The sequence below is a fragment of the Acetobacter fabarum genome (assembly GCF_022483405.1).
Taxonomy (GTDB): domain Bacteria; phylum Pseudomonadota; class Alphaproteobacteria; order Acetobacterales; family Acetobacteraceae; genus Acetobacter; species Acetobacter fabarum.
This window is the reverse complement of the sequence record NZ_JAKVNI010000001.1, coordinates 1,159,549-1,178,971: the sequence shown is the minus strand read 5'-3', so window position 1 is coordinate 1,178,971 and position 19,423 is coordinate 1,159,549. Positions and strand designations below refer to the sequence as shown.

At 54.7% G+C, this 19,423-nt stretch carries 17 protein-coding genes and 1 tRNA gene; 8 read left to right on the top strand and 10 right to left on the bottom strand.

Annotated elements, in window-relative coordinates:
- Position 1 precedes the first annotated feature (1 nt).
- The 4 genes from LKE65_RS05640 to LKE65_RS05625 all read right to left on the bottom strand — a co-directional run bounded on the left by LKE65_RS05640 (position 2) and on the right by LKE65_RS05625 (position 4,665).
- Positions 2-286 carry a hypothetical protein gene (locus LKE65_RS05640; RefSeq protein ID WP_253530671.1) on the bottom strand — a complete coding sequence of 95 codons (285 nt, stop codon included), beginning with the start codon at positions 284-286 and terminating at the stop codon, positions 2-4.
- Positions 286-2,859: a TonB-dependent receptor gene (locus LKE65_RS05635; protein ID WP_278740700.1), complete on the bottom strand. Its 2,574-nt coding sequence runs from the start codon at positions 2,857-2,859 to the stop codon at positions 286-288. Before LKE65_RS05635 ends, LKE65_RS05640 begins: the two co-directional genes overlap by 1 nt.
- Before the next feature lie 194 nt (positions 2,860-3,053).
- Positions 3,054-4,019: a FecR family protein gene (locus tag LKE65_RS05630; protein WP_278740699.1), complete on the bottom strand. Its 966-nt coding sequence runs from the start codon at positions 4,017-4,019 to the stop codon at positions 3,054-3,056.
- A gap of 136 nt (positions 4,020-4,155) precedes the next feature.
- Positions 4,156-4,665, bottom strand: coding sequence for an RNA polymerase sigma factor (locus tag LKE65_RS05625; protein WP_278740698.1), 510 nt, complete (start codon positions 4,663-4,665; stop codon positions 4,156-4,158).
- Positions 4,666-5,021: 356 nt separating this feature from the next.
- Here LKE65_RS05625 and LKE65_RS05620 point away from each other — a divergent pair, with 356 nt between their 5' ends.
- Both LKE65_RS05620 and LKE65_RS05615 read left to right on the top strand, forming a co-directional pair.
- Positions 5,022-6,635: an ISL3 family transposase gene (locus LKE65_RS05620; RefSeq protein ID WP_075624942.1), complete on the top strand. Its 1,614-nt coding sequence runs from the start codon at positions 5,022-5,024 to the stop codon at positions 6,633-6,635.
- A 506-nt stretch (positions 6,636-7,141) separates the two neighbouring features.
- Positions 7,142-7,450: a HigA family addiction module antitoxin gene (locus LKE65_RS05615; protein ID WP_278740697.1), complete on the top strand. Its 309-nt coding sequence runs from the start codon at positions 7,142-7,144 to the stop codon at positions 7,448-7,450.
- A 59-nt stretch (positions 7,451-7,509) separates the two neighbouring features.
- On the opposite strand, the gene LKE65_RS05610 is transcribed toward LKE65_RS05615, so the two are convergent.
- Positions 7,510-8,273 (bottom strand): IS5 family transposase gene (locus LKE65_RS05610; RefSeq protein ID WP_278740696.1). Its coding sequence is split into 2 segments (ribosomal slippage): positions 7,510-7,931 and positions 7,931-8,273, totalling 765 coding nucleotides; the frame shifts between segments, so codons are not numbered across the junction.
- A gap of 652 nt (positions 8,274-8,925) precedes the next feature.
- On the opposite strand from LKE65_RS05610, the gene LKE65_RS05605 reads away from it, so the two are divergent.
- Both LKE65_RS05605 and LKE65_RS05600 read left to right on the top strand, forming a co-directional pair.
- Positions 8,926-9,240, top strand: coding sequence for a helix-turn-helix domain-containing protein (locus LKE65_RS05605; RefSeq protein WP_159101962.1), 315 nt, complete (start codon positions 8,926-8,928; stop codon positions 9,238-9,240).
- 368 nt (positions 9,241-9,608) lie between these two features.
- Positions 9,609-10,259, top strand: a complete 651-nt coding sequence (locus LKE65_RS05600) for a site-specific integrase (RefSeq protein ID WP_278740695.1) — start codon at positions 9,609-9,611, stop codon at positions 10,257-10,259.
- 3 nt (positions 10,260-10,262) lie between these two features.
- Here the strand turns inward: LKE65_RS05600 and LKE65_RS05595 are convergent.
- Positions 10,263-10,337: transfer RNA gene (locus LKE65_RS05595), tRNA-Val, on the bottom strand.
- Between the two features lie 66 nt (positions 10,338-10,403).
- Here LKE65_RS05595 and LKE65_RS05590 point away from each other — a divergent pair.
- Both LKE65_RS05590 and htpG read left to right on the top strand, forming a co-directional pair.
- Positions 10,404-11,348: an N-formylglutamate amidohydrolase gene (locus LKE65_RS05590; RefSeq protein ID WP_408744031.1), complete on the top strand. Its 945-nt coding sequence runs from the start codon at positions 10,404-10,406 to the stop codon at positions 11,346-11,348.
- Between the two features lie 138 nt (positions 11,349-11,486).
- Positions 11,487-13,367 (top strand): molecular chaperone HtpG, encoded by a 1,881-nt coding sequence (gene htpG / locus LKE65_RS05585; protein WP_278740693.1) that lies wholly within the window; start codon positions 11,487-11,489, stop codon positions 13,365-13,367.
- 87 nt (positions 13,368-13,454) lie between these two features.
- On the opposite strand, the gene mazG is transcribed toward htpG, so the two are convergent.
- The gene (gene mazG, locus LKE65_RS05580) at positions 13,455-14,366 is read right to left on the bottom strand and encodes a nucleoside triphosphate pyrophosphohydrolase (RefSeq protein WP_278740692.1); all 912 of its coding nucleotides are present in this window, start codon (positions 14,364-14,366) and stop codon (positions 13,455-13,457) included.
- Positions 14,367-14,505: 139 nt separating this feature from the next.
- Between mazG and argC the strand changes: the two genes are divergently transcribed.
- Together argC and LKE65_RS05570 are read left to right on the top strand one after the other, a co-directional pair.
- Positions 14,506-15,426, top strand: coding sequence for an N-acetyl-gamma-glutamyl-phosphate reductase (argC, locus tag LKE65_RS05575; RefSeq protein ID WP_253528201.1), 921 nt, complete (start codon positions 14,506-14,508; stop codon positions 15,424-15,426).
- 34 nt (positions 15,427-15,460) lie between these two features.
- Positions 15,461-16,192, top strand: a complete 732-nt coding sequence (locus LKE65_RS05570) for an SDR family NAD(P)-dependent oxidoreductase (protein WP_086646287.1) — start codon at positions 15,461-15,463, stop codon at positions 16,190-16,192.
- A gap of 272 nt (positions 16,193-16,464) precedes the next feature.
- On the opposite strand, the gene LKE65_RS05565 is transcribed toward LKE65_RS05570, so the two are convergent.
- Genes LKE65_RS05565 through LKE65_RS05555 form a run of 3 tightly spaced genes read right to left on the bottom strand, consistent with a single transcriptional unit; the run spans position 16,465 to position 19,421 of the window.
- Positions 16,465-16,662 (bottom strand): hypothetical protein, encoded by a 198-nt coding sequence (locus tag LKE65_RS05565; RefSeq protein ID WP_165925530.1) that lies wholly within the window; start codon positions 16,660-16,662, stop codon positions 16,465-16,467.
- A gap of 14 nt (positions 16,663-16,676) precedes the next feature.
- Entirely contained in the window at positions 16,677-17,813 is a 1,137-nt protein-coding gene (cydB, locus tag LKE65_RS05560; RefSeq protein ID WP_086646288.1) for a cytochrome d ubiquinol oxidase subunit II, read from the bottom strand.
- 15 nt (positions 17,814-17,828) lie between these two features.
- Entirely contained in the window at positions 17,829-19,421 is a 1,593-nt protein-coding gene (locus tag LKE65_RS05555) for a cytochrome ubiquinol oxidase subunit I (protein WP_278740691.1), read from the bottom strand.
- Positions 19,422-19,423 lie beyond the last annotated feature (2 nt).

Below are 19,423 nucleotides of genomic sequence, written 5' to 3'. Positions count from 1 at the left end.
CTTACCCCCCATGCCCGGAAAAGGACATCAGCACGTAACTGGAAGCCGCGAGCAGAGAAAACACCATAACCGGCAGCCACAACACCCGCGCGGCAAAAACCCAAAGAACCAGACAGACATACAACACAAAAACAAGCAGGATGCTGAGTGTCACCACATCTGCACGTGCAACGCCTGCACTGCCGAGAAGAAGGCAGAAAATGACCATGGCGGAGGATGACGCCAGATACCCTCCACCAATGGCAAGCACAGTTCTGGCAGCCACCTGAAACGGGGAGGCGCTCATCAGAAATCCGCCATTACCGCAAAACGCACCGTACGTGGCGCACTGAGCGAAAGGTAATTATACCCACCCGAATTCCAGTAACGCTCATTGGTTATATTATCGACATTCAGAAGGAAGGAGAGCTTTCCGTCCCTTGATGCCGGGTTCTGCATGACGTAACGCGCACCCATATCCAGCCTTACCCAAGCGGGTATGCTGCGGCGGTTCTTGCCGTTTTCGATATATTCCGAATGGGTGTACATGACATCCGCAGTCACAGACAGCCCTTTGACAAAAGGCAGGTCGTAGTCCAGCCCCATATTAAAGTTGACGGGGGATGTGTTGGCCGCCCGCTGGCCATTATTGGCACCACCTTGTGTATGCGTCAGAACGGGGTCGAGGAGCATCAGACCGCCTGTTGCGCGCAACCCGTGCGTGATTTCACCAGCAATATTCAGTTCAAGCCCACGATTACGCTGCTTGCCATCCACCGACATGGTGTTGGTGTTGACGTTGGTGACCGTACTCGGTTGGGTTATCTGGAAGACATCAAAGGTCAGAATAAACTTTTTCAGATCCGCCTTTACGCCAACTTCATACTGGGTTGATTTATAGGGCGCAAAAATCTCGCCCGAGTTGGCATAATTTGTGGAAACGGTAGTTCCCTGCTGAAGGCCCTGAATCCAGTTGCCGTAAATGGCAACATTTTTCAGAGGTTTGAAAACCGCCAGAACAGAAGGGCTAATCGCCGTTTTGTCATAAACACCAGTTTTTGTGCCAACATGATCCGAACCAGTATTGGCACTCTGGACCCGCTGCACACGCAAACCACCCGTGACCTGAATACGCTTATCCAGCGCGGAAAGCGTATCAACAAATGCAAGGCTGGATAATGTTGAATAGCTTGTCCGACCCGCACTGCCGGGAATGGATATTTTATTCCCATATAAAAACTTATCTGCACCACTATAAACATTAAGATTATAGGCAGGCAGGCCCGTATTGGTTCCAAACGCACGCCCAAAATCAAGGTGCATACGATTGGCGGAAAATGCCAGCTCCTGCGTAATGGGGCCACTTTCTACCTTGCCACGCACGCCAACCTCGGCGGTCAGGTAGCGCCCATGCTGCGCAACCCCGACTGGGGTGGCACCGCGTGAGTTCCCTGCGGCATCGTTTACAACGACCTGCTGAAAGTAAGCGCTCCTTAAAGTGTAATCATGCGCCCCTACGCTGCCGTAAGCGGTAAAGTTGCGAAAAAGGTCAACCTCCCCACGAAAGACGCCAAAAAAATCCTCACCATGTATGTAGGTGCCGGGCAGATTGAAGTTTCGTTTTGCACGCCCGGCATCTGGAACCGGAACGCCTGACGCAAGCTGGAAAAACGGCACGACACCTTCAATATCCCGGTACTGATACCCAAAATCGGTTGAAAGCCGGACACGATGAAGGCGAAGATCAACACCAGCACCAACCAGTGCGGTCTTCATATCATTATGGGCAATGGCTGTGGGGCCGGAGCGGATCATCCCGTTAAGGCGCACACCAAGCTGTTTTTCCTTGCCAAAGCGCCTGCCCAGGTCCGCACGACCACCAAACTGGGCATTGGAGGAGTAATCGGCTTCAATTTTTGAAAGCGGTTTATCATGTGCCCTCTTGGGCACAATGTTGACAACACCCCCGACTGCCCCACCGGGCGACATGCCATTGAGCAATGCAGCCGGGCCACGGAGCACTTCCACCCGCTCCGCCAGTTCGGATGTAATGCCGCCAAAAGGCATCATTCCGTAAAGGCCACCGTAGGATATATCCACGTTATCAATATTGAAGCCGCGGATCTGCAACCTTTCCACCCCCGAACTTCCGGTTGCAAATCCGGCTCGCACGGACGGGTCATCTTTTAAGGCGTCACGTATGCTTCTGATCTGGCGTTTTTCAATAAACTCTTCAGTGTAGCTTGTCTGGTTAAACGGTGTGTCCATGACATCCCGGTTGCCCAGCATGCCAAGCTGCCCGCCACGCGCGATTTCTCCCCCCGGCAAGGCCGGTGGCAGGTTGCCTATCATAGCCGTGGAGGGAACTGCATCGCGCACGGTGCCGCCAACACGCACCGGGCCAAGCATGATTGCGGAAGATACCGGAACAATCTTGTAAACATGCGGGCCGGTTTGCAAAAACGTAAGCCCGCTCCCCTGCAAAAGCCGCGAAAGTGCTTCAGACGCTGTAAAACTACCCTGAAGACCCGTGCTCACCTTGCCGGAAAGCATAGGGGCCTGTGATGTCAGCGGAGCATGGGCCTGCTCACTAAAAGCCACCAGCGCATCGGACAGGGAGCCATGCGGAATATTAAAGGATATGGCAGGCGCACTGGACTGGACCGCCAACCCGGCACCCTGAGGCGCATTGGAAACCACGGTCTGTGCAAGAACTTTGCCTGATATCAGCGACGTAAGCGCCGTACTCGTAGCAAGCGCGAGAATAGCCACAGCCCTGCCCTGAGAGGCTTTTTTCCCCGAACCTGAAGGTGCGTTCTTCCCGTTATAAAATGACCTGGCCCGCGCGCCAGATGGTTCTGCTGCCGTAGTATGTGCCATTCTTGCCCAGTCGCCTTTTCCGTAACTTGCAATTCATTCGCATTTGTATCTTTCGACTAGACAGATGCCGCAGCGGCGCTGTTTTTCCCTTTTTTGGTAATTTTTTTTTCTGCCATTACGGCTTCAATGCCGTAAGCCTCTGATTCAGCTAGAATTAAAAGGTATATTTTCCGGCACGCCACGCTGCAGGCGCTTCAGCGCGCCGTGACAAGATCAACCCACGTCATCCAGGACGACACATGCCCCCCATAGGCATCCACAATCTGGCGTAAGGAGGCCTCGGGCTGGTGCAGATCATAGGTGCCGGTCACCCGCTTTTCCGCCAGCTTACGGTCAGTCAGGATAATTCTGGTGGAGGTCCATGGGCGAAGGGCCTCAATCAGCTTGCCGATTGTCTCGTTCCGGGCAACCAGTGTGCCATCACACCAGGCACCAATAGCTGCAACCGGCACCTCCCCGGAGGAGGAAGCCGCACCAGCAACGCGCTCCCACTCCCCGGCATGCAGTTCCCTGCCAGCAGATGCCGGGCGGCGTGCGGTAACACGCACACGTCCTTCCCGCACGGCAACAACCGTGGCGGCGCCATCCGCGCTAACATCAAAAACCGTCCCGATATCAGTTATGACCGCATTGCCGGTGGTAACACGAAAGAGCCGTGCGGGGTCATGGTGGACGGTAAACAGCGCCTCACCCTGTAGCAGGTGAATACTCCGTTCCGATGCGTTCATCGTGATTGAAATAGCGGCCTGCGGGGCGAGTATGATCTCGCTGCCATCTGCCAGCCGTATATCGCGCGTTTCGGCAACGGGTGCATAATGGTCCGCCCGAAGCCGCACCAGCATGTCCGGTGTCAGGAAGATCATGGCTGCACAGGCCGCCACAAGTGCCAGACCACACGCAAACACGGGCTTACGCGCAAACACGCGCCTGCGCATCCGCAGGACGGGCGCTGGTGTTATGGCGGGCGGCACATGCAGGGCGTGGGGGATTTCCGCCATAACGGAGGCGGTAACATGCATCTCCTCCCATGCCTGCACATGGGCAGGATCACGCGCGAGCCATTCCTCAAACCGGCTTTGCAGCTCTTCATCATCCGGGTCCTCCCGAAGATAAAGGTACCAGCCAGCGGCGGCCTGCGCTGGCGTTTTTGGTTCAGTCATGGCAAGCAAAGCCCCCCAAGGCGCACAATAGCGGCCAGTCCGGCCTCCTGCGTGGAGCAGAAGCTGAAAAGCCATCTATTGTTACAGATGCGCGGTGGAAGCGTTTTTTCCGTCGAATGTGAAAAGACACGTGACGCTACTGCCCCTCCTTACGGACACGGTCACAAATCACCATACCGTCTTCAATAAGGCCATGGACACGCGTAAGAGACAGGCCGAGATGCGCGGCAATTTCCCGAAGTTTCATGCCCTCAAAATGGTACATGCGGATCGCCTGACGCTGGCGTGGGTCGGGCATGGCGGCTATTGCATCCACAATACGCTGCATTGCCTCGCGCGATGCCACGTTTTCTTCCGGTGAGACCTGCCCGTCCGCTATTCCCGCAGTTGCTACATCAAAATCCGTGCCTGCGGTGCCTTCAACCCTCTGCCTGCGCGCGCGGGTAATCACGAGGTTGCGAACCATCGTGCGGAGATAGTTCAACGGTGCGGCGATCGTCTCGATCTGCTGCCGGCTGAACAGCAGCCAGACATCCTGAACAATATCCTCCGCGAGTGTTTTGTCCCCCGAAAGACGAGCAGCGTACGATAACAGGCTGGCCCGGTGGGTTTGATAAAGCTCCAGAGATGTGCGCTTCCGGTTCAACGCGAGGCCCCTCCAGAGGCTCCAATCACTTTACGTCAGGTGCGTAGTTGATACTGCTTCTCAACTCGATGCCATAAACTGTCCTGCACCGCAACCGGGTCCGGAGCAAAAGCACAGGCAGCTTTTGGAAGATGAAAAAACACCATCAGCCCCAGCAGCATGGCGGGAGCAGTAGCCGGAGTGTTCCCGGCAAGCGAGGGACAAACCAAAAACATTCAGTTTTTCTCAGCAGGCATCCAGTTTGTTGATTTTCACTGAGAACTGGGTTCTTCCGCACTTTTCGTGATGGGTATCTTGTACTTAGGTTCCGGAACTGGGAAATCCAGAAAGTCGTTCACTTTCATGGATATTCCCCAGTGTCACGCCTTCGGTCTCTTGATCTTCCCCGTTCCCTCGTCGTTCGTCGTGTTGTTGCACTGGACAACAGAGTGGAGATCGAAGTCAGTCTGCGAAAGCGGAGTGCAGTGTGTCCGGACTGTCAGTGCCCGACACGACGCATTCACAGTTTCTATCAGAGAAAACTCGCGGATCTTCCATGGCAGGGCCGTCCAGCCACGCTGATCGTTTCTGTGCCGCGCTTTTTCTGCCAGACGATGCTTTGTCCACGTCGGACGTTTGTCATGCCCCTTGAGGGGATAACCGTGCGTCATGGCAGACAGACCACACGTCTTGCCGATCTTCATTATTATATCGCCCATACCCTGGGCGGTTCCGCTGGAGCACGAATGACCGTGCGCCTGTGTTGCCCCATCAGCGCCGATACTCTTGTCCGCCGTCTTCTCTCACGTGCGCAGAACACCACAAAAGGCATGGCCCGTACACGTGTGGTGGGGGTGGATGACTGGGCATGGCGGCGGGGACATCACTATGGAACGATTGTGGTTGATCTTGAGAAAAATGATGTCATTGACCTCCTGCCAGATCGGGACGCTGATACCCTTGCCCGATGGCTGCAGGTCCATCCCGGTATTGAAATCATTGCCAGAGACCGTGCCGGTGCTTATGCAGACGGATGCCGCAGAGGCGCACCATCCGCTCTTCAGGTGACAGACCGCTGGCATCTGCTGAAGAACCTGTCAGACGCTTTTGTCAGCATTCTGGACCGTTTTACGACAACAGTGAGGACCCTGACACGACAGCTGAACGTATCAACGGCAGTAAGCAAAATATCTGAAACAATCAGAGCGCATCCAGAAGAGGCGCAGGCGGTCGTCAGGTCAGCCTCTGGGGAACGACGTGATATTCTTTTCAAGGAAGCTCTTGCCCTGAAAGCAGAGGGACACAGCATTCAGGCTATCGCCACAACGATCGGGGTAGAGAGAAAAACCGTGCGGCGCTGGTTTCAGCGGGGCCATGCACCACCATGGAAAAGGACGGTTCCGCTACGCAGCATACTCGTGCCTTACGCAGCCCACCTGGAAAAGAGATGGTCCGAAGGATGTCGCAATAGTCGTCAGCTATGGCGGGAACTCCTGGAGCAGGGCTTTGCAGGACAATATGGCACCGTCTGGAAATGGGTGGCGACGCGACAGGGATGTTCCGCGAAACCCGTTCCTTCCGCGCATGTCGTTGCACCTCGGGGACGCAGACTTGCGCGGCTTCTCCTCGCAGAGGATCCGTTATCTGCCGGACAGGAGGGACTGCTGGTTCCTGCCCTTCTGGAAGCTGAACCGCACCTTGCCGTCACACTCTGCTGGCTCAGGAAAATGCAGACCCTGCTCTGTAAAAGGGGTGACACCTGCACGGGAGGCGATCTGAAGGCTCTGCTGGAAGAAGGAAAGACGACGCTGCTGTCACGTCTGATTCCCGCGCTTGAACGGGATGCGGCTGCCATTGAAGCGTCTCTTGTCACACCTTGGACAACCAGCCCGGTTGAAGGACAGATCAGCCGACTGAAAATGATCAAGCGAACCATGTTCGGAAGAGCAGGCTTCGAACTCCTCAGGGCGCGTGTCCTTCAGCCCGCATAATCAAAAAACATCATCACGAAAAGTGCGGAAGAACCCAAATCTCGATGAAAATTTCCGCCCTACCCGGGTCAGTTCTCAGTGAAAATCAACAGCTTACCGTTATGCGCAGATTTTGACCGATAATCGCGGCTTTTGCCGATTTTTTTGCGCAAATTTCGGATAAACACGGGTTTTTATCGGTTTTGCCGGTGTCCGAGATCACTAATTGGCTCTAATATCAGCCATAAGGCTGGGCAGGACAGGTGAAGGGTGCACCCTTCACACAACCTTATTCGCCTGTGGCTCAACGGTGTCCTGTCCTGCGGAGCATCGGCTGCCGCCGTAAAACGCTAGAAAAGATTTAGCCGCTAAAACTGAGACACTAAATCTCGCCCCACTAAGGGCAAAGAATAGTCAATGAGCCGTCATGATCTTCAGTGTATGCGGATAGAATCACACATCACTTTTGATCTTAATCACAAGATGCTTTTATTATAGACATCCAACAAACAATACAGGAGCACTCGATGAGGCCCGCCCCTAACCGCTGCCCCACACATCCGGGCGAAATACTGCGGGATGACGTTCTTCCGGCTCTTGGCAAATCGAAAATCGAAATTGCCGCGTTGCTCGGTATTTCCCGCCAACACCTTCATGATATTTTGTCAGAGAACAAGCCAATCAGTCCGGTTGTTGCTGTTCGTATTGGCAAGCTCTGCGGTAATGGCCCCACCCTTTGGAACAGAATGCAATCGGCATATGATGAATGGCAGGCTGTTAAAACTGTCGATGTGAGTGAAATTCCTACTCTACATGCGGTAGAAATGACACCATGATGAAAGGCCCGGTTCAGGATAATCTGACCGGGCCTTTTTTGGTTTACTAGGCTCAGGACTCATTCTTTAAGATAGAAGATGAAGCTTGCTGCGATTTGGATTGCGGACATGAATGTATGAGCACAGCGGTCGTATCGTGTTGCCACCCGTCGCCAGTCTTTCAGCTTTGCGAACATGTTTTCGATCAGATGGCGCTTTTTATACAGATGCCAATTGTAAGGTGGCTTTGATTTCCGGTTCTTCTTCGGCGGAATACAGGCGGTGATATTGCGTTCTGCGAGAGACTGTCTGATTTTATTGCTGTCATATCCCCGATCGCCGATGACTTCCTCTGTCTCATCCGGCAGGTCCGACAGCAGCGCATCAGCGCCTTTGAAATCACTGACCTGTCCCGCAGTCAGATGAAGGCGAACAGGACGCCCTTGTCCATCACATATGGCATGAAGCTTTGAGTTCAGGCCGCCTTTTGTCCGTCCGATATGGCGGGAAAAAGCCCCTTTTTGAGCAGGGACGCCGATGTCCGGTGTGCCTTGAGATGTGTTGCATCGATCATCAGACGCTTCGAACGGCCTGCCTGTTCTGTCAGGGCGACAAAGATCCTGTCAAAAACACCGAGGCGGCTCCACCGGATAAAGCGGTTGTATAAAGTCTTGTGCGGACCATACGCTTTCGGAGCGTCTTTCCACTGAAGGCCGTTACGGATCACATAAACGATCCCGCTCAGAACACGCCGGTCATCCACGCGTGGCACTCCGTGCGCCAGAGGAAAAAACGGCTCAATCCGCTCTATCTGGCGCTTAGATAGCATAAACACATCACTCATAGGCCCACCTTCCATCGGTAAGCCTGTGAATCACAACCGTTCGTCCAGTTCAATAAATTAATAGGTCCTGAGCCTAGACAGGCCACTTCCCAAGATCGGGAACTACAGCAAAAATTTAGCCGCTAAATCTTTGCCTCTCATTATATCAAGAACTGTGCCGTATAGTTCCGCATGTTCTGATTATGGGAAGAACGTTCCATCCGGAAAATATAAGCACTTTCATACAAAATAAATGCTTCATAAATTATGGATTGAATTGGTTCCTCATTGGCGGTTGAGGTAACCCTATAATTAAAAATCCAAATCATATAAATATATTATTCCTTTTTTTTAAATAATACCTTGATTGAAACAAAAAAGGCCGTCATAAATATGACGACCTTTTCCGTTGGAGTTCAGTGTTAGAAGCACTTAACCCCGACGAACCGCTGACAACCACTCAAGCGATCCGACATCTTGGTTAGTATAGTACCTAGGATAAGCTGGTATTTCAACCATGGAACGGGCTGTTTGATACGGAGAAAATAAAATGTCATTAGAAAATTTAGGCCGCAATAAGAATTTTATTTTTGATAGCAGCTCCAGATTTCTTTTCTGATCTACCATCTTTTTCCATGTATATATCTTTTTTCGTACTAGTAAGGCTTACTAGATGAAGATGTTTTATTTCACTGAAAGAGATGCCGCTGCACATCTTGGCATTTCCGTCTCCACTTTACGACGAGAAAGATTAGATGGTCGCATTGGCTATCTAAAAATTCGTTTTCGTGTGCGCTACACACAAACTCATATTTCTGATTATCTACTAAGAAATGAACAATGCCCGACCATATCTTCAGAATTGGGAAACACTTTCTTGGAAAACGCCCCAACTCGGATGCATGGTGCGCGTGCTGGTATGAACCACATACCAGACAGACAAAGCGAGCATCTCTTGGCACAACAGTTTTTCAGGAAGCCCAAATAAAGCTGGCTGCATTTGTTACTCAGAATGCCCATAGACGCAATGAACCCGCAATCGACACGACAATTGCATCCGTTTTTATGCGGTATTACTCTCAGCACTCACAAAGCACACGCAGCTCTGGCCCGAACCGACGCGCTCTAGAATTAGTACTTGAAGCCCTAACACCAGGTCTTTGTGTTTCTGATTCCACGCTAACAGAACAGAAGCGCATAGCGGCACATCTACAAAAAAACGGCTTATCTACTGGTTATACCCGTAGAGTGATGGGTATTGCAGCCGCAGCTCTAAACTGGTCGTGGAAAAATGGTGAGATAGACAAACAAATGCCAATTACCTTGCCCCCTGAGGGGGAAGGGAGACAACGCATCATGACGATACAGGAAATGGCGCAACTATGGGATGCCGACATGCCCCCACACATGCGGGTATTTGTCGCCTTATTGATTGGCACAGTCTCTCGACCAGAAGCGCTCTTACAGCTTACACGCGAGCAATGCGACCTGACTCATGGGATTATTGATCTCAATCCCCCCGGTCGAGAACGGACCAAAAAGCGACGTCCACGCGTACCAATGGCACATTTCCTTCGCCCAATCATTGAAGCCGCTGGACCTGGTTCCCTTATCACCTATCATGGCAAACCAATTGCCAAGATCAATAAGACTTGGCGGGCCGTGCGCCGTAATGCTGGGCTACCAGAAGAAATTGTCCCCTACACAATTCGTCACACAATGGCGACAGAGCTTATAACCCGTGGAGTACCTGACATAGAGGTTGCAACCTTTATGGGCCACGCCATGCCCAATCTCCGCACGACTGGACGCTATGTCCATGTCCGACCGGACTATCTTAGCAACGCCAGAAAGGTTATTGACGAAATCGCAAGCGCCATCGACCGGGCTGCAACCCAGTCGATGGTAAATCTCAATATGCGTGCTATTCGCGTGCTAGACGATCATGCAGAAGGTAAGGAGCCAACTGCTGATGCCCCAGAAAACCTTGGTTTTCTGCCACTCTAGGAATGGTGGGCGCAACAGGGATTGAACCTGTGACCCCTACCATGTCAAGGTAGTGCTCTACCGCTGAGCTATGCGCCCATTCCTGATGTGTGTGGGCCTTTTATCCTCCTTGCCTTGCAAGCGCAAGCCCACAATAGTGGGAATATGAAAAATTTTGCGTCTTCTTTATTCCCACCCAGCCTGAAGCGGTTGTTTCAGCCTCAGCAGGACATGCAGGAAGAGAACACAGCCAACCGGCAGGCGGCCCCCAATCCGGTTCTGGTCTGCGGCACACCCGCAACCAGCCCCGTGGTGCTGGGCTCCCCCCATTCAGGGCATTTTTATCCGGAGGCGTTTATACGCATTGCCCGCCAGCCCCTAGACATCCTGCGTAGTGGTGAAGACAGCTTTGTGGATGAACTGGCCCTTGGTGCCCATAATCTGGGCCCCCCGCTGCTGAGCGCCACCTTCCCCCGTGTGTTTTGCGATGTAAACCGCGCAGCATGGGACCTGGACAGCCGGATGTTCCATGGTGCCATTCCATCCTTTGTCGCACCCTCTGAGCGGGGGTTGGCGGGGCTGGGTTCCATACCCCGCATTGTTGCAGACCGCCGCCCTATTTACCGGCAGCGCATCCCCTTTATGGAGGCCGCCTTACGCATCCGTCATTACTGGATGCCCTACCACGCTGCCCTGGCTGATCTGCTACAGGCCGCTCATACACGGCATGGCTTCTGCCTGTTGCTGGACCTGCATTCCATGCCCGATACGCCACAGGCGGGCTCGCCCGACTTTGTGCTGGGGGATCGCTATGGCACATCCTGCACGCAACGCCTGACAGATCTGGCGGAGCAGACCTTGCAGGGACTGGGGTTTAAAACCGCCCGGAACGCGCCATACGCAGGCGGATATATTACGCGCCATTACGGCCGCCCCACCCAGAACATGCACGCCCTGCAAATAGAAATGCGGCGCGGCCTGTATATGGATGAAGCCACACACACACCGCATGAAGGCTTTGCCGCCTTGGCCGAAGCCCTGACCATTCTGGTCGCTCAGGTGCTGGCGCATTTTCCGGCGCAGGAAAAACCAGCCCATAATTCTGGCTGACATGCCCCCGCCAGATATTGAAAACAGGCCCGTTCCACCACATCTGTGCAACCAGAACAGGCAGGGATGCACACCCCCATCAGGTGTGGCATACACTGCCCATGTGCAGAGTTTATAAGAAGCAACAGGGCCAGTAGCATGACAGAAACAACCTCCAACGCCACGGCACATCAGGGAAGTGAAACACGCGAGTTCAGCGCCGAAGTAGGGCGGCTGCTCGACCTGGTTGTGCACTCACTGTATTCCGAGCGCGAAATCTTCCTGCGTGAACTGGTCGCCAACTCAGCGGACGCCACTGATCGCCGCCGCTTTGAAGCCCTGACCGATGCCGCACAGGCCCTGCCCGAAAATGCCAAGATCAGCATCAACCCCGACAAGGACGCCCGCCTGCTGACGATCAGCGATGATGGGTCAGGCATGAGCCGGGATGAACTGGTTGCCAACCTTGGCACCATTGCCCGCTCCGGCACCCGCGCTTTTGGCCAGAAGCTTGAAACCGCCAAACCCGAAGACCGCCCAAGCCTGATTGGCCAGTTTGGCGTTGGTTTTTACGCGGCCTTCATGGTGGCGGACAAGGTGGATGTTGTCTCCCGCCGGGCCGGGTCGGATGAGGCATGGCGCTGGTCATCCGATGGTAAAGGGGCCTACACGCTTGAACCCGCAACACGCGAAAAAGCGGGAACAGACATTACACTCCACATTAAATCCGATGCGGATGAATTTCTGGACCCATGGCGTCTGCAGGCCATTATTCGCAAATGGTCGGACCATATTGCATGGCCTGTAACCATCATGCGTGATGGCAAGGAAGAAGCCGCCAACGAAGGCACGGCCCTGTGGCGCAAGTCCCGCAATGATGTGACGGAAGAACAGCTGGAAGAGTTCTACCGCCATATTTCCCACAACTTTGACAAACCGTGGGATACGCTGCACTGGCGTGCAGAGGGCATGATGGAATTTTCCGCCCTGCTGTTCATCCCCTCCTCCCGCCCGTTCGAGTTTGGCGAGCAGACGCGTGAGAGCAAGGTGCGCCTGCATGTGCGCCGGATGTTCATTACCGATGATGCCGAAATCCTGCCCCCATGGCTGCGCTTTGTGCATGGTGTGGTGGATACGGAGGACCTGCCGCTCAATGTCTCGCGCGAGATGTTGCAGGCAACCCCCGTTCTGGCCCGTATCCGCAAGGCCGTGACCACCAAGGTTGTGAACGAGCTGAAAACCCGCGCCAAGGACGCGCAGGCCTATGCAACGTTCTGGGACAACTTTGGCCCCGTGCTCAAGGAAGGTATGTGGGACGACCCCACCTATAAAACCGATGTGGCAGCCCTTAGCCGCTTCCGCTCCAGTGCCGTGGATACCCTGACCTCGCTGGACGATTACATAAGCCGTATGCAGCCCGAGCAGGACGCCATTTACTACGTAACAGGCGACAATGCAGACGTGCTGAATGCCTCCCCCCAGATTGAAGGCTTCAAGGCCCGTGGGGTGGAAGTGCTGCTGCTGTCCGACCCGGTGGATTCCTTCTGGCCGGAACGGCTTGGCACATATGAGGGCAAAAGCCTGCGCAATGTGGCACAGGGCCTGAATGACCTTGAAAAATTTGGGGCCCCTGAAGCCAGCACCGCCGAAAAAGCGGATATGGACACCCTGCTGCCAGCCCTGAAAACCGCTCTGGGGGATGCTGTATCCGACATCCGGGCAACGGATCGTCTGGTTTCCAGCGCCATGGTGCTGAGTGCGCCAGAAGGCGGGCCGGACCTGCAACTGCGCAAGCTCATGCAGCGGAGCGGGCAGGATATTCCGGACGTAACCCCTGTGCTGGAACTTAACCCTGCACACCCCATTATCCACTCTCTGGCCCAAAAGGTGCAGGCCGGGGATAACATCGATACGCTGGCCCATATCTTGCTTGATGTTGCCAGCATCCAGAATGGTGAAACACCAAAGGATGTTAACGCCTTTTCCCGCCGGATCATGGATTATCTGGCTGGTGGTACGCAGGACGCCAACGCACAGTAACGTCATGCGGATTAACCGTAAGGGAGCGCGCTCCCTTACGCCCACAAACCAGAACGGCTGGGGCAAAGGCTCCAGCCGTTCTGGTTTTCAGGGCTTTTCAGTCTGCTTCACCGCATTCCACACGGCGTCCAGCTTCTCCACGCTCTGGTTCTGCATGCTCAAGCCATCCTGCGCCAGACGAGCTTCCACTGCTTCAAACCGGCGGGTAAACTTGTCACAGGCCTGGCGCAGGCAGGCTTCCGGGTCCAGCTTCAGGCGGCGTGCAAGACTGGCGACAGAAAACAGGACATCGCCCAGTTCATCCTGCATTTTTTCTCGGTCATTCTTCTGCATTTCCACCGCAAACTCGTTTATTTCCTCATGTACCTTGTCCAGCACACCGGAAATATCGGGCCAGTCAAACCCGACACGGGCCGCGCGGGATGCCAGTTTGGAAGCCCGCAGCAGGGCGGGCAGAACAGGCGGCACACCCGCCAGCGCACCGGGGCGCTGCGCTGCCTGCCCCCCGGATTGGGCCAGACGTTTGCGCTCCTGCTCCTTGATTGCCTCCCACTGCCCCGGCATGGCACGTGCGGACAGTTCAGCCGCTACGGACTGGGGTTGAGCGGCATTCCCCAGCACGTCCTTGCCAAAGGTAACGTGCGGGTGCCGACGGATCATTTTTTCCGTAACAATTTCCGCCACATCGGCAAAAGCGAATTTCCCCTCTTCTTCCGCCAGTTGCGCCTGATAGACCACCTGCAACAGAAGATCCCCCAGCTCATCGGGAAAAGCCTGCCAGTCCTGCCGCTGAATAGCATCGAGCACCTCATAGGCCTCTTCAATGGCATAGGGGGCTATGGTCTGGTGTGTCTGCTCGCGGTCCCACGGGCAGCCTTCCTCCGGGTCGCGCAGGCGCGCCATAAGAGCAAGCAGCCGCTCAATATTCTGCGCGGCCTTGTGCCGGTTCTGCACGGCATCCACAGGGGAGGTTGCGGGGGTTTGTGCTCTGCTGGTCATGCTCTCTGCCTGTTCTGGTGGCCTGCCGCGCGGGCAGCGCGGGACTTTATGTGTTAAACATTGTGCCAGAATCCTGTGCCGCGTCTATGCGCTTGCAGGCAGAAAGCCTAACCTACCGCCAGAATCAGAAGAGGAAGGCATGACACAGAAACCCGTTATCTTCATTGATGGCGAAGCAGGCACAACAGGGCTGGAAATACGCGAGCGCCTCTCGGCCCTGCCTGTTACGCTGTTTTCAATCGACCCCGCCCGGCGCAAGGACCCGGCTGCCCGCAAGGACGCCATGGCCGCAGCCGATCTGGTTGTTCTGTGCCTGCCAGACGATGCCTCGCGCGAGGCCGTGCATATGGCAGCAACTCTGGGTGATGCTGCCCCCCGCCTGCTGGATGCCAGCACCGCTTACCGCACGGACCCGGCATGGGTTTACGGCTTTCCCGAACTGGCAAAAGGTCAGGACCGGGCCATTGCCAGCGCACTGCGTGTGTCCAACCCCGGCTGCTACCCCACGGGGGCCATTGCCCTGCTCCGCCCGCTGGTAGATGCCGGGGTGCTGGATGCCCGCTACCCGGTATGCATTAACGCGGTTAGTGGGTACTCCGGGGGTGGCCGCAGCATGATTGAGGCGCACGAGCATGAAGGCGGGCCAGCGTTTGAGCTGTATGGGCTCAGTCTGGAACACAAGCATGTGCCCGAAATCCACCAGCACGCCAACCTTGCGCGGCGTCCGGTTTTTGTGCCTTCGGTCGGACATTTTGCGCGGGGAATGATTGTTTCCATCCCCTTGCACCTGGATGACCTGAAAGGCCATATAACCGGGAGTGATCTGCATACCATTCTGCACGAACACTATGCCGGACAGGCCCATGTGCGGGTTATGCCGCACGAACCCAAACTCTCGGCCGAAGCTTTGGCTGGGAGCGACAACATGGAACTGCGTGTGCATGCCAGCACCCAGAACAGACAGGCCCTGCTAACGGCTCGGCTGGATAATCTGGGCAAAGGTGCATCTGGCGCTGCATTGCAGAACATCAGCCTGATGCTGGGTTTGAACGACGCCTGAAAACAGGCATGAATTTTGAAAGGTTTTAACGATCATGAGCAATCGAGTTGCTATTGTAACCGGTGGTAGCCGGGGCATTGGAGCCGCCATTGCAGAAGCTCTGGCAAAAGATGGGTACGATATTGCCATTTCCTATTCCAGCAGTTCGGGTGCTGCTGAAAAGGTAGCGGAAAAAATCCGCGCCATGGGCCGCAAGGCGCTGACCATTAAAGCCAACAGCACGACAGTTGAAGGCAACCGTGAGGTCATTGCCGAAACCATTATTGCCTTTGGCCGCATTGACGCACTTGTATGCAATGCCGGCACATACCCCTACGGCCCGATTGATGAAATGACGGTCGCACAGATTGAAAATATTCTGAACCTGAATGTGCGTGCCGTTATGGTGGAAACCATGGAAGCCGTAAAACACATGAAGGAAGGCGGGCGGATTATTTACATCGGCTCCGCTTTTGGTGCACGCGCGCCCTTCCCCGGCATTTCGCTTTATGCTGCCACAAAGGCGGCCCTGCGCGGTTTTGCCAAAGGCGTAGCACGCGACCTGGGGAGCCGTGGCATTACGGCCAACGTGATCGAACCCGGCCCGATCCACACCGACATGAACCCAGAAGATGGGGAAGGTGCTGCCCTGATCAGCAGTTTTGTTGCAACCGGCGCTTACGGCAAGGTGGATGACATTGCCGCCATGGCTGCTTTTCTGGCAAGCCCCAAGGCATCCTACATTACAGGTGCCGCCCTGCCTGTTGATGGCGGACTGGAAGCCTGATCAAACCCGTTATTCCTTAAACCTCCATAAGGAATAATGGATTTTACAACCCACCTCTATGCCCTACGCATGGAGGTGGGTTTTTTACGTACCCATAAAACAAAACAGCCTGCATACCAGAGGTATGCAGGCTATTCCTTTGTGAGACTTCCCTGATGCTCGAATTACAGGCTAGGGAAACATCCTTCTTATAACAGAAAATGCTATTATATAAAACGATAAATACAAAAACGGCACAAAAAATATAATAGCCTCCAGATCTCCCATCATCGTCAGAACTCCCCTTCCGAGACAGACGCATCTGCCTGCGCATCAAACAGGACGCCACCGGCGGCTGCGACCAGAATAATCATGACCGTGCCAACCGCCCATGCAAAATACCAAGGCCCCTGGTCACCCACAAAAACGGCAAACAGAAGAGCCACTACCAGAGCCAGACCCAGCCCCGCAAAACGCAGCAATGTGATCATGCGCCCTCTCCTTTTCAGTAACTATGCGTATCTTTGATGATATCCGCCGTGTGAACTTTCCCGCGCATAACGTAATAGCACCAGGACGTGTAACACAGGATCAGCGGCACAAAGATCAGGGCCACGGCCAGCATGCAGGTCAGGCCGTACTGGCTGGCTGAACTGTTCCAGATTGTCAGGCTCTGGTCCGGGCGTGTGGTGGACGGCATGAAGAACGGGAACATGGCGGCCGCAACCGTACCAATTGTACCCACCCAGGAGCCAAGGCCCATCCACCAGGCCACATGGGAGCGGTTAGCCAGCACAAGCATGACACCGGCCAGCATGCTCACCACACCGAGCACAGGCAGCAGCCACAAAACGGGGTGTGCTGCATAGTTGTGCAGCCAAGCCCCAACCTGCACACTTACCTGCTGCCCCTGCATGGGGTTTGCAGGCATGGCAGGGTTCCCCTGCTCAAGCACAAAACCCGGCATGCCGCGGATCCATACGCCACCGGCAAGAAACAGAGCAACGGCGGCAAGCCCTGCACGGCTGGCATAGCGCCGCGCCCGGTCGTGAATGGGGTTCTCAGAGCGGATCATCAGCATGACACCGCCTTGCATAACACTCAGGCAAACCGCCATAAGGCCGCACAGAATGGCAAAGGGGTTAAGCAGATAAGCCAGAAAAGACCCATCCTGAAAATACTGCCCGGTCCAGTTAAAGTGATACCCCACACCTTGCAGAATATTGCCAAAAGCTGCGCCGTAAACAAACATGGGCAGGAAGCCCGAAACCAGAAAAACCCAGTCCCAGCTTGCACGCCACAGACGGGCATCCACCTTGGAGCGGTATTCAAAGGCTACGGGCCGTAAGATCATGCTGAACAGCAGCAGGATCATAACCACATAAAACACCGAAAAAGACGTGGCATACAGCGTGGGGAACGCCGCAAAAATGGCACCACCACCCAGAATGAACCAGACCTGATTACCATCCCAGTGCGGGCCAATGATGTTGAGCGCAGTGCGGCGCTCCCCATCCGTGCGCCCGACAAAGCGCAACAGGGTGCCTACCCCCATGTCCATGCCCACCATCAGGCCAAGCCCGATCAGCAGCACACATAAAAGGCCAGCCCATATAAGCTTGAGAACAACATAAATATCCATGATGCAGGACCTTCCTTAATGCGCCACAACGGACAGGTGTGCGGGGTCTGCATCGTCATGCGGACCATGCGCCTCTGGCCCCAGCCGGGCGAACTTGAACATCAGGTAAAGCTCAACCGCGATGAATATGCTGTAAAGCACAGTAAATCCGGCCAGTGAGAACAGCATGTAAGACACGCTATGCGTGGAAGCGGACATAAAGGTTGGCAGGCGGTCAAACACCGTCCAAGGCTGGCGGCCAGCCTCAGCCGTAATCCAGCCAAACTCGGTTGCCAGAACCGGCAGGGGAATGGACCACATGCACAGCTTGAGGAACAGCGGGTTACGCTCCAGCTGGTTTTTCAGGCTCAGGTAAGACGCCATGGCAAACAGCACGAAAAAGAACACGCCCAAAAACACCATCAGGCGGAAAGACCAGAAGGTTACAAAAACATTGGGCAGAATATCGGGCTTTGTCTGATCGATAACGTTCTGGAGCTGCTCGGGTGCAATAGCGGTTACGTCCTGCCCCGGTGCATGGCGGGTAGCAAGCAGGCCATACCCCATGTCGTTCTGGTGAGCACGGAACTCCTCCAGATCGGCCGCCTGATGGTTTTCCTCATACCGGCGCAGGGCACTTACGGCTGTAATGCCAGAGGCAATGCGCGGAGCGGCGGCATCTTCAAGTTCGATCATGCCGGTAATGGGCGTGTTAAAGCTGTGCGTGATCAGGGGCGTGAGCACAAAAGGCACCCCGATTTCAAACGAGCTTTCCTGCTTTTCATCATTAGGCAGAGCCGCAATAATCCAGGGTTCATACGGCGGCTTGCTGGTGTGCCACAGCCCTTCTATGGCTGCGATCTTGGTCGGCTGATGTTCGTAGTCCAGACGGCCCAGCACATCCCCCAGCGTAATAACGGCAACGGTGGAAAAAATACCAAACAGTGCTGCCATCCGAAAAGAACGCGCAGCAAATTCCCGGTGCTGCTTACGCAGCAGATAGAACGCACTGATCCCCATGACAAACAGAGATGCCGCCACATAACCCGCAACCGAAGTATGCACGAACTTGGCCTGTGCATCGGGGTTGAAGACAACGCCGACAAAGCTGTCAAATGTCATACGCAGGGTTTCGGGGTCAAAATGTGCGCCGTTGGGCATGTTCATGCTGGCATTGGCCACCAGAATCCACAATGCAGACAGGTTGGACCCCAGCGCCACCAGATAGGTAATGGCCAGATGCGCAGGTTTGCTCAGACGGTCCCAGCCAAAAAACATAAGCCCGACAAAGGTGGATTCCATAAAAAAGGCCATCAGCCCTTCAATGGCCAGAGGTGTGCCAAACATATCCCCGAAAAAGCGGGAATACATGGACCAATTGGTGCCGAACTCAAACTCCATGGTCAGGCCGGTTGCCACACCCAGAGCAAAGTTGATGCCAAACAGCTTGCCCCAGAACAGGGTCATGTCCTTGTACACCTGCTTGCCGGTTACGACGTACACCGTCTCCATGGCCGCGAGCATAAAGGTCAGTCCCAATGTCAGGGGGACGAACATGAAGTGATAAAGGGCCGTTAACGCAAACTGAAAACGCGAAAGGTCAACGACCGTAGGATTAATTAAGTCCATTT

What these genes read in the sequence shown, in the direction of transcription:
- LKE65_RS05640 (WP_253530671.1), bottom strand. Translation starts at nt 286, where the DNA reads ATGAGCGCCTCCCCGTTTCAGGTGGCTGCCAGAACTGTGCTTGCCATT.
- LKE65_RS05635 (WP_278740700.1), bottom strand. Translation starts at nt 2,859, where the DNA reads ATGGCACATACTACGGCAGCAGAACCATCTGGCGCGCGGGCCAGGTCA.
- LKE65_RS05630 (WP_278740699.1), bottom strand. Translation starts at nt 4,019, where the DNA reads ATGACTGAACCAAAAACGCCAGCGCAGGCCGCCGCTGGCTGGTACCTT.
- LKE65_RS05615 (WP_278740697.1), top strand. Translation starts at nt 7,142, where the DNA reads ATGAGGCCCGCCCCTAACCGCTGCCCCACACATCCGGGCGAAATACTG.
- LKE65_RS05605 (WP_159101962.1), top strand. Translation starts at nt 8,926, where the DNA reads ATGAAGATGTTTTATTTCACTGAAAGAGATGCCGCTGCACATCTTGGC.
- LKE65_RS05600 (WP_278740695.1), top strand. Translation starts at nt 9,609, where the DNA reads ATGACGATACAGGAAATGGCGCAACTATGGGATGCCGACATGCCCCCA.
- LKE65_RS05590 (WP_408744031.1), top strand. Translation starts at nt 10,404, where the DNA reads ATGAAAAATTTTGCGTCTTCTTTATTCCCACCCAGCCTGAAGCGGTTG.
- htpG (WP_278740693.1), top strand. Translation starts at nt 11,487, where the DNA reads ATGACAGAAACAACCTCCAACGCCACGGCACATCAGGGAAGTGAAACA.
- mazG (WP_278740692.1), bottom strand. Translation starts at nt 14,366, where the DNA reads ATGACCAGCAGAGCACAAACCCCCGCAACCTCCCCTGTGGATGCCGTG.
- argC (WP_253528201.1), top strand. Translation starts at nt 14,506, where the DNA reads ATGACACAGAAACCCGTTATCTTCATTGATGGCGAAGCAGGCACAACA.
- LKE65_RS05570 (WP_086646287.1), top strand. Translation starts at nt 15,461, where the DNA reads ATGAGCAATCGAGTTGCTATTGTAACCGGTGGTAGCCGGGGCATTGGA.
- LKE65_RS05565 (WP_165925530.1), bottom strand. Translation starts at nt 16,662, where the DNA reads ATGATCACATTGCTGCGTTTTGCGGGGCTGGGTCTGGCTCTGGTAGTG.
- cydB (WP_086646288.1), bottom strand. Translation starts at nt 17,813, where the DNA reads ATGGATATTTATGTTGTTCTCAAGCTTATATGGGCTGGCCTTTTATGT.
- LKE65_RS05555 (WP_278740691.1), bottom strand. Translation starts at nt 19,421, where the DNA reads ATGGACTTAATTAATCCTACGGTCGTTGACCTTTCGCGTTTTCAGTTT.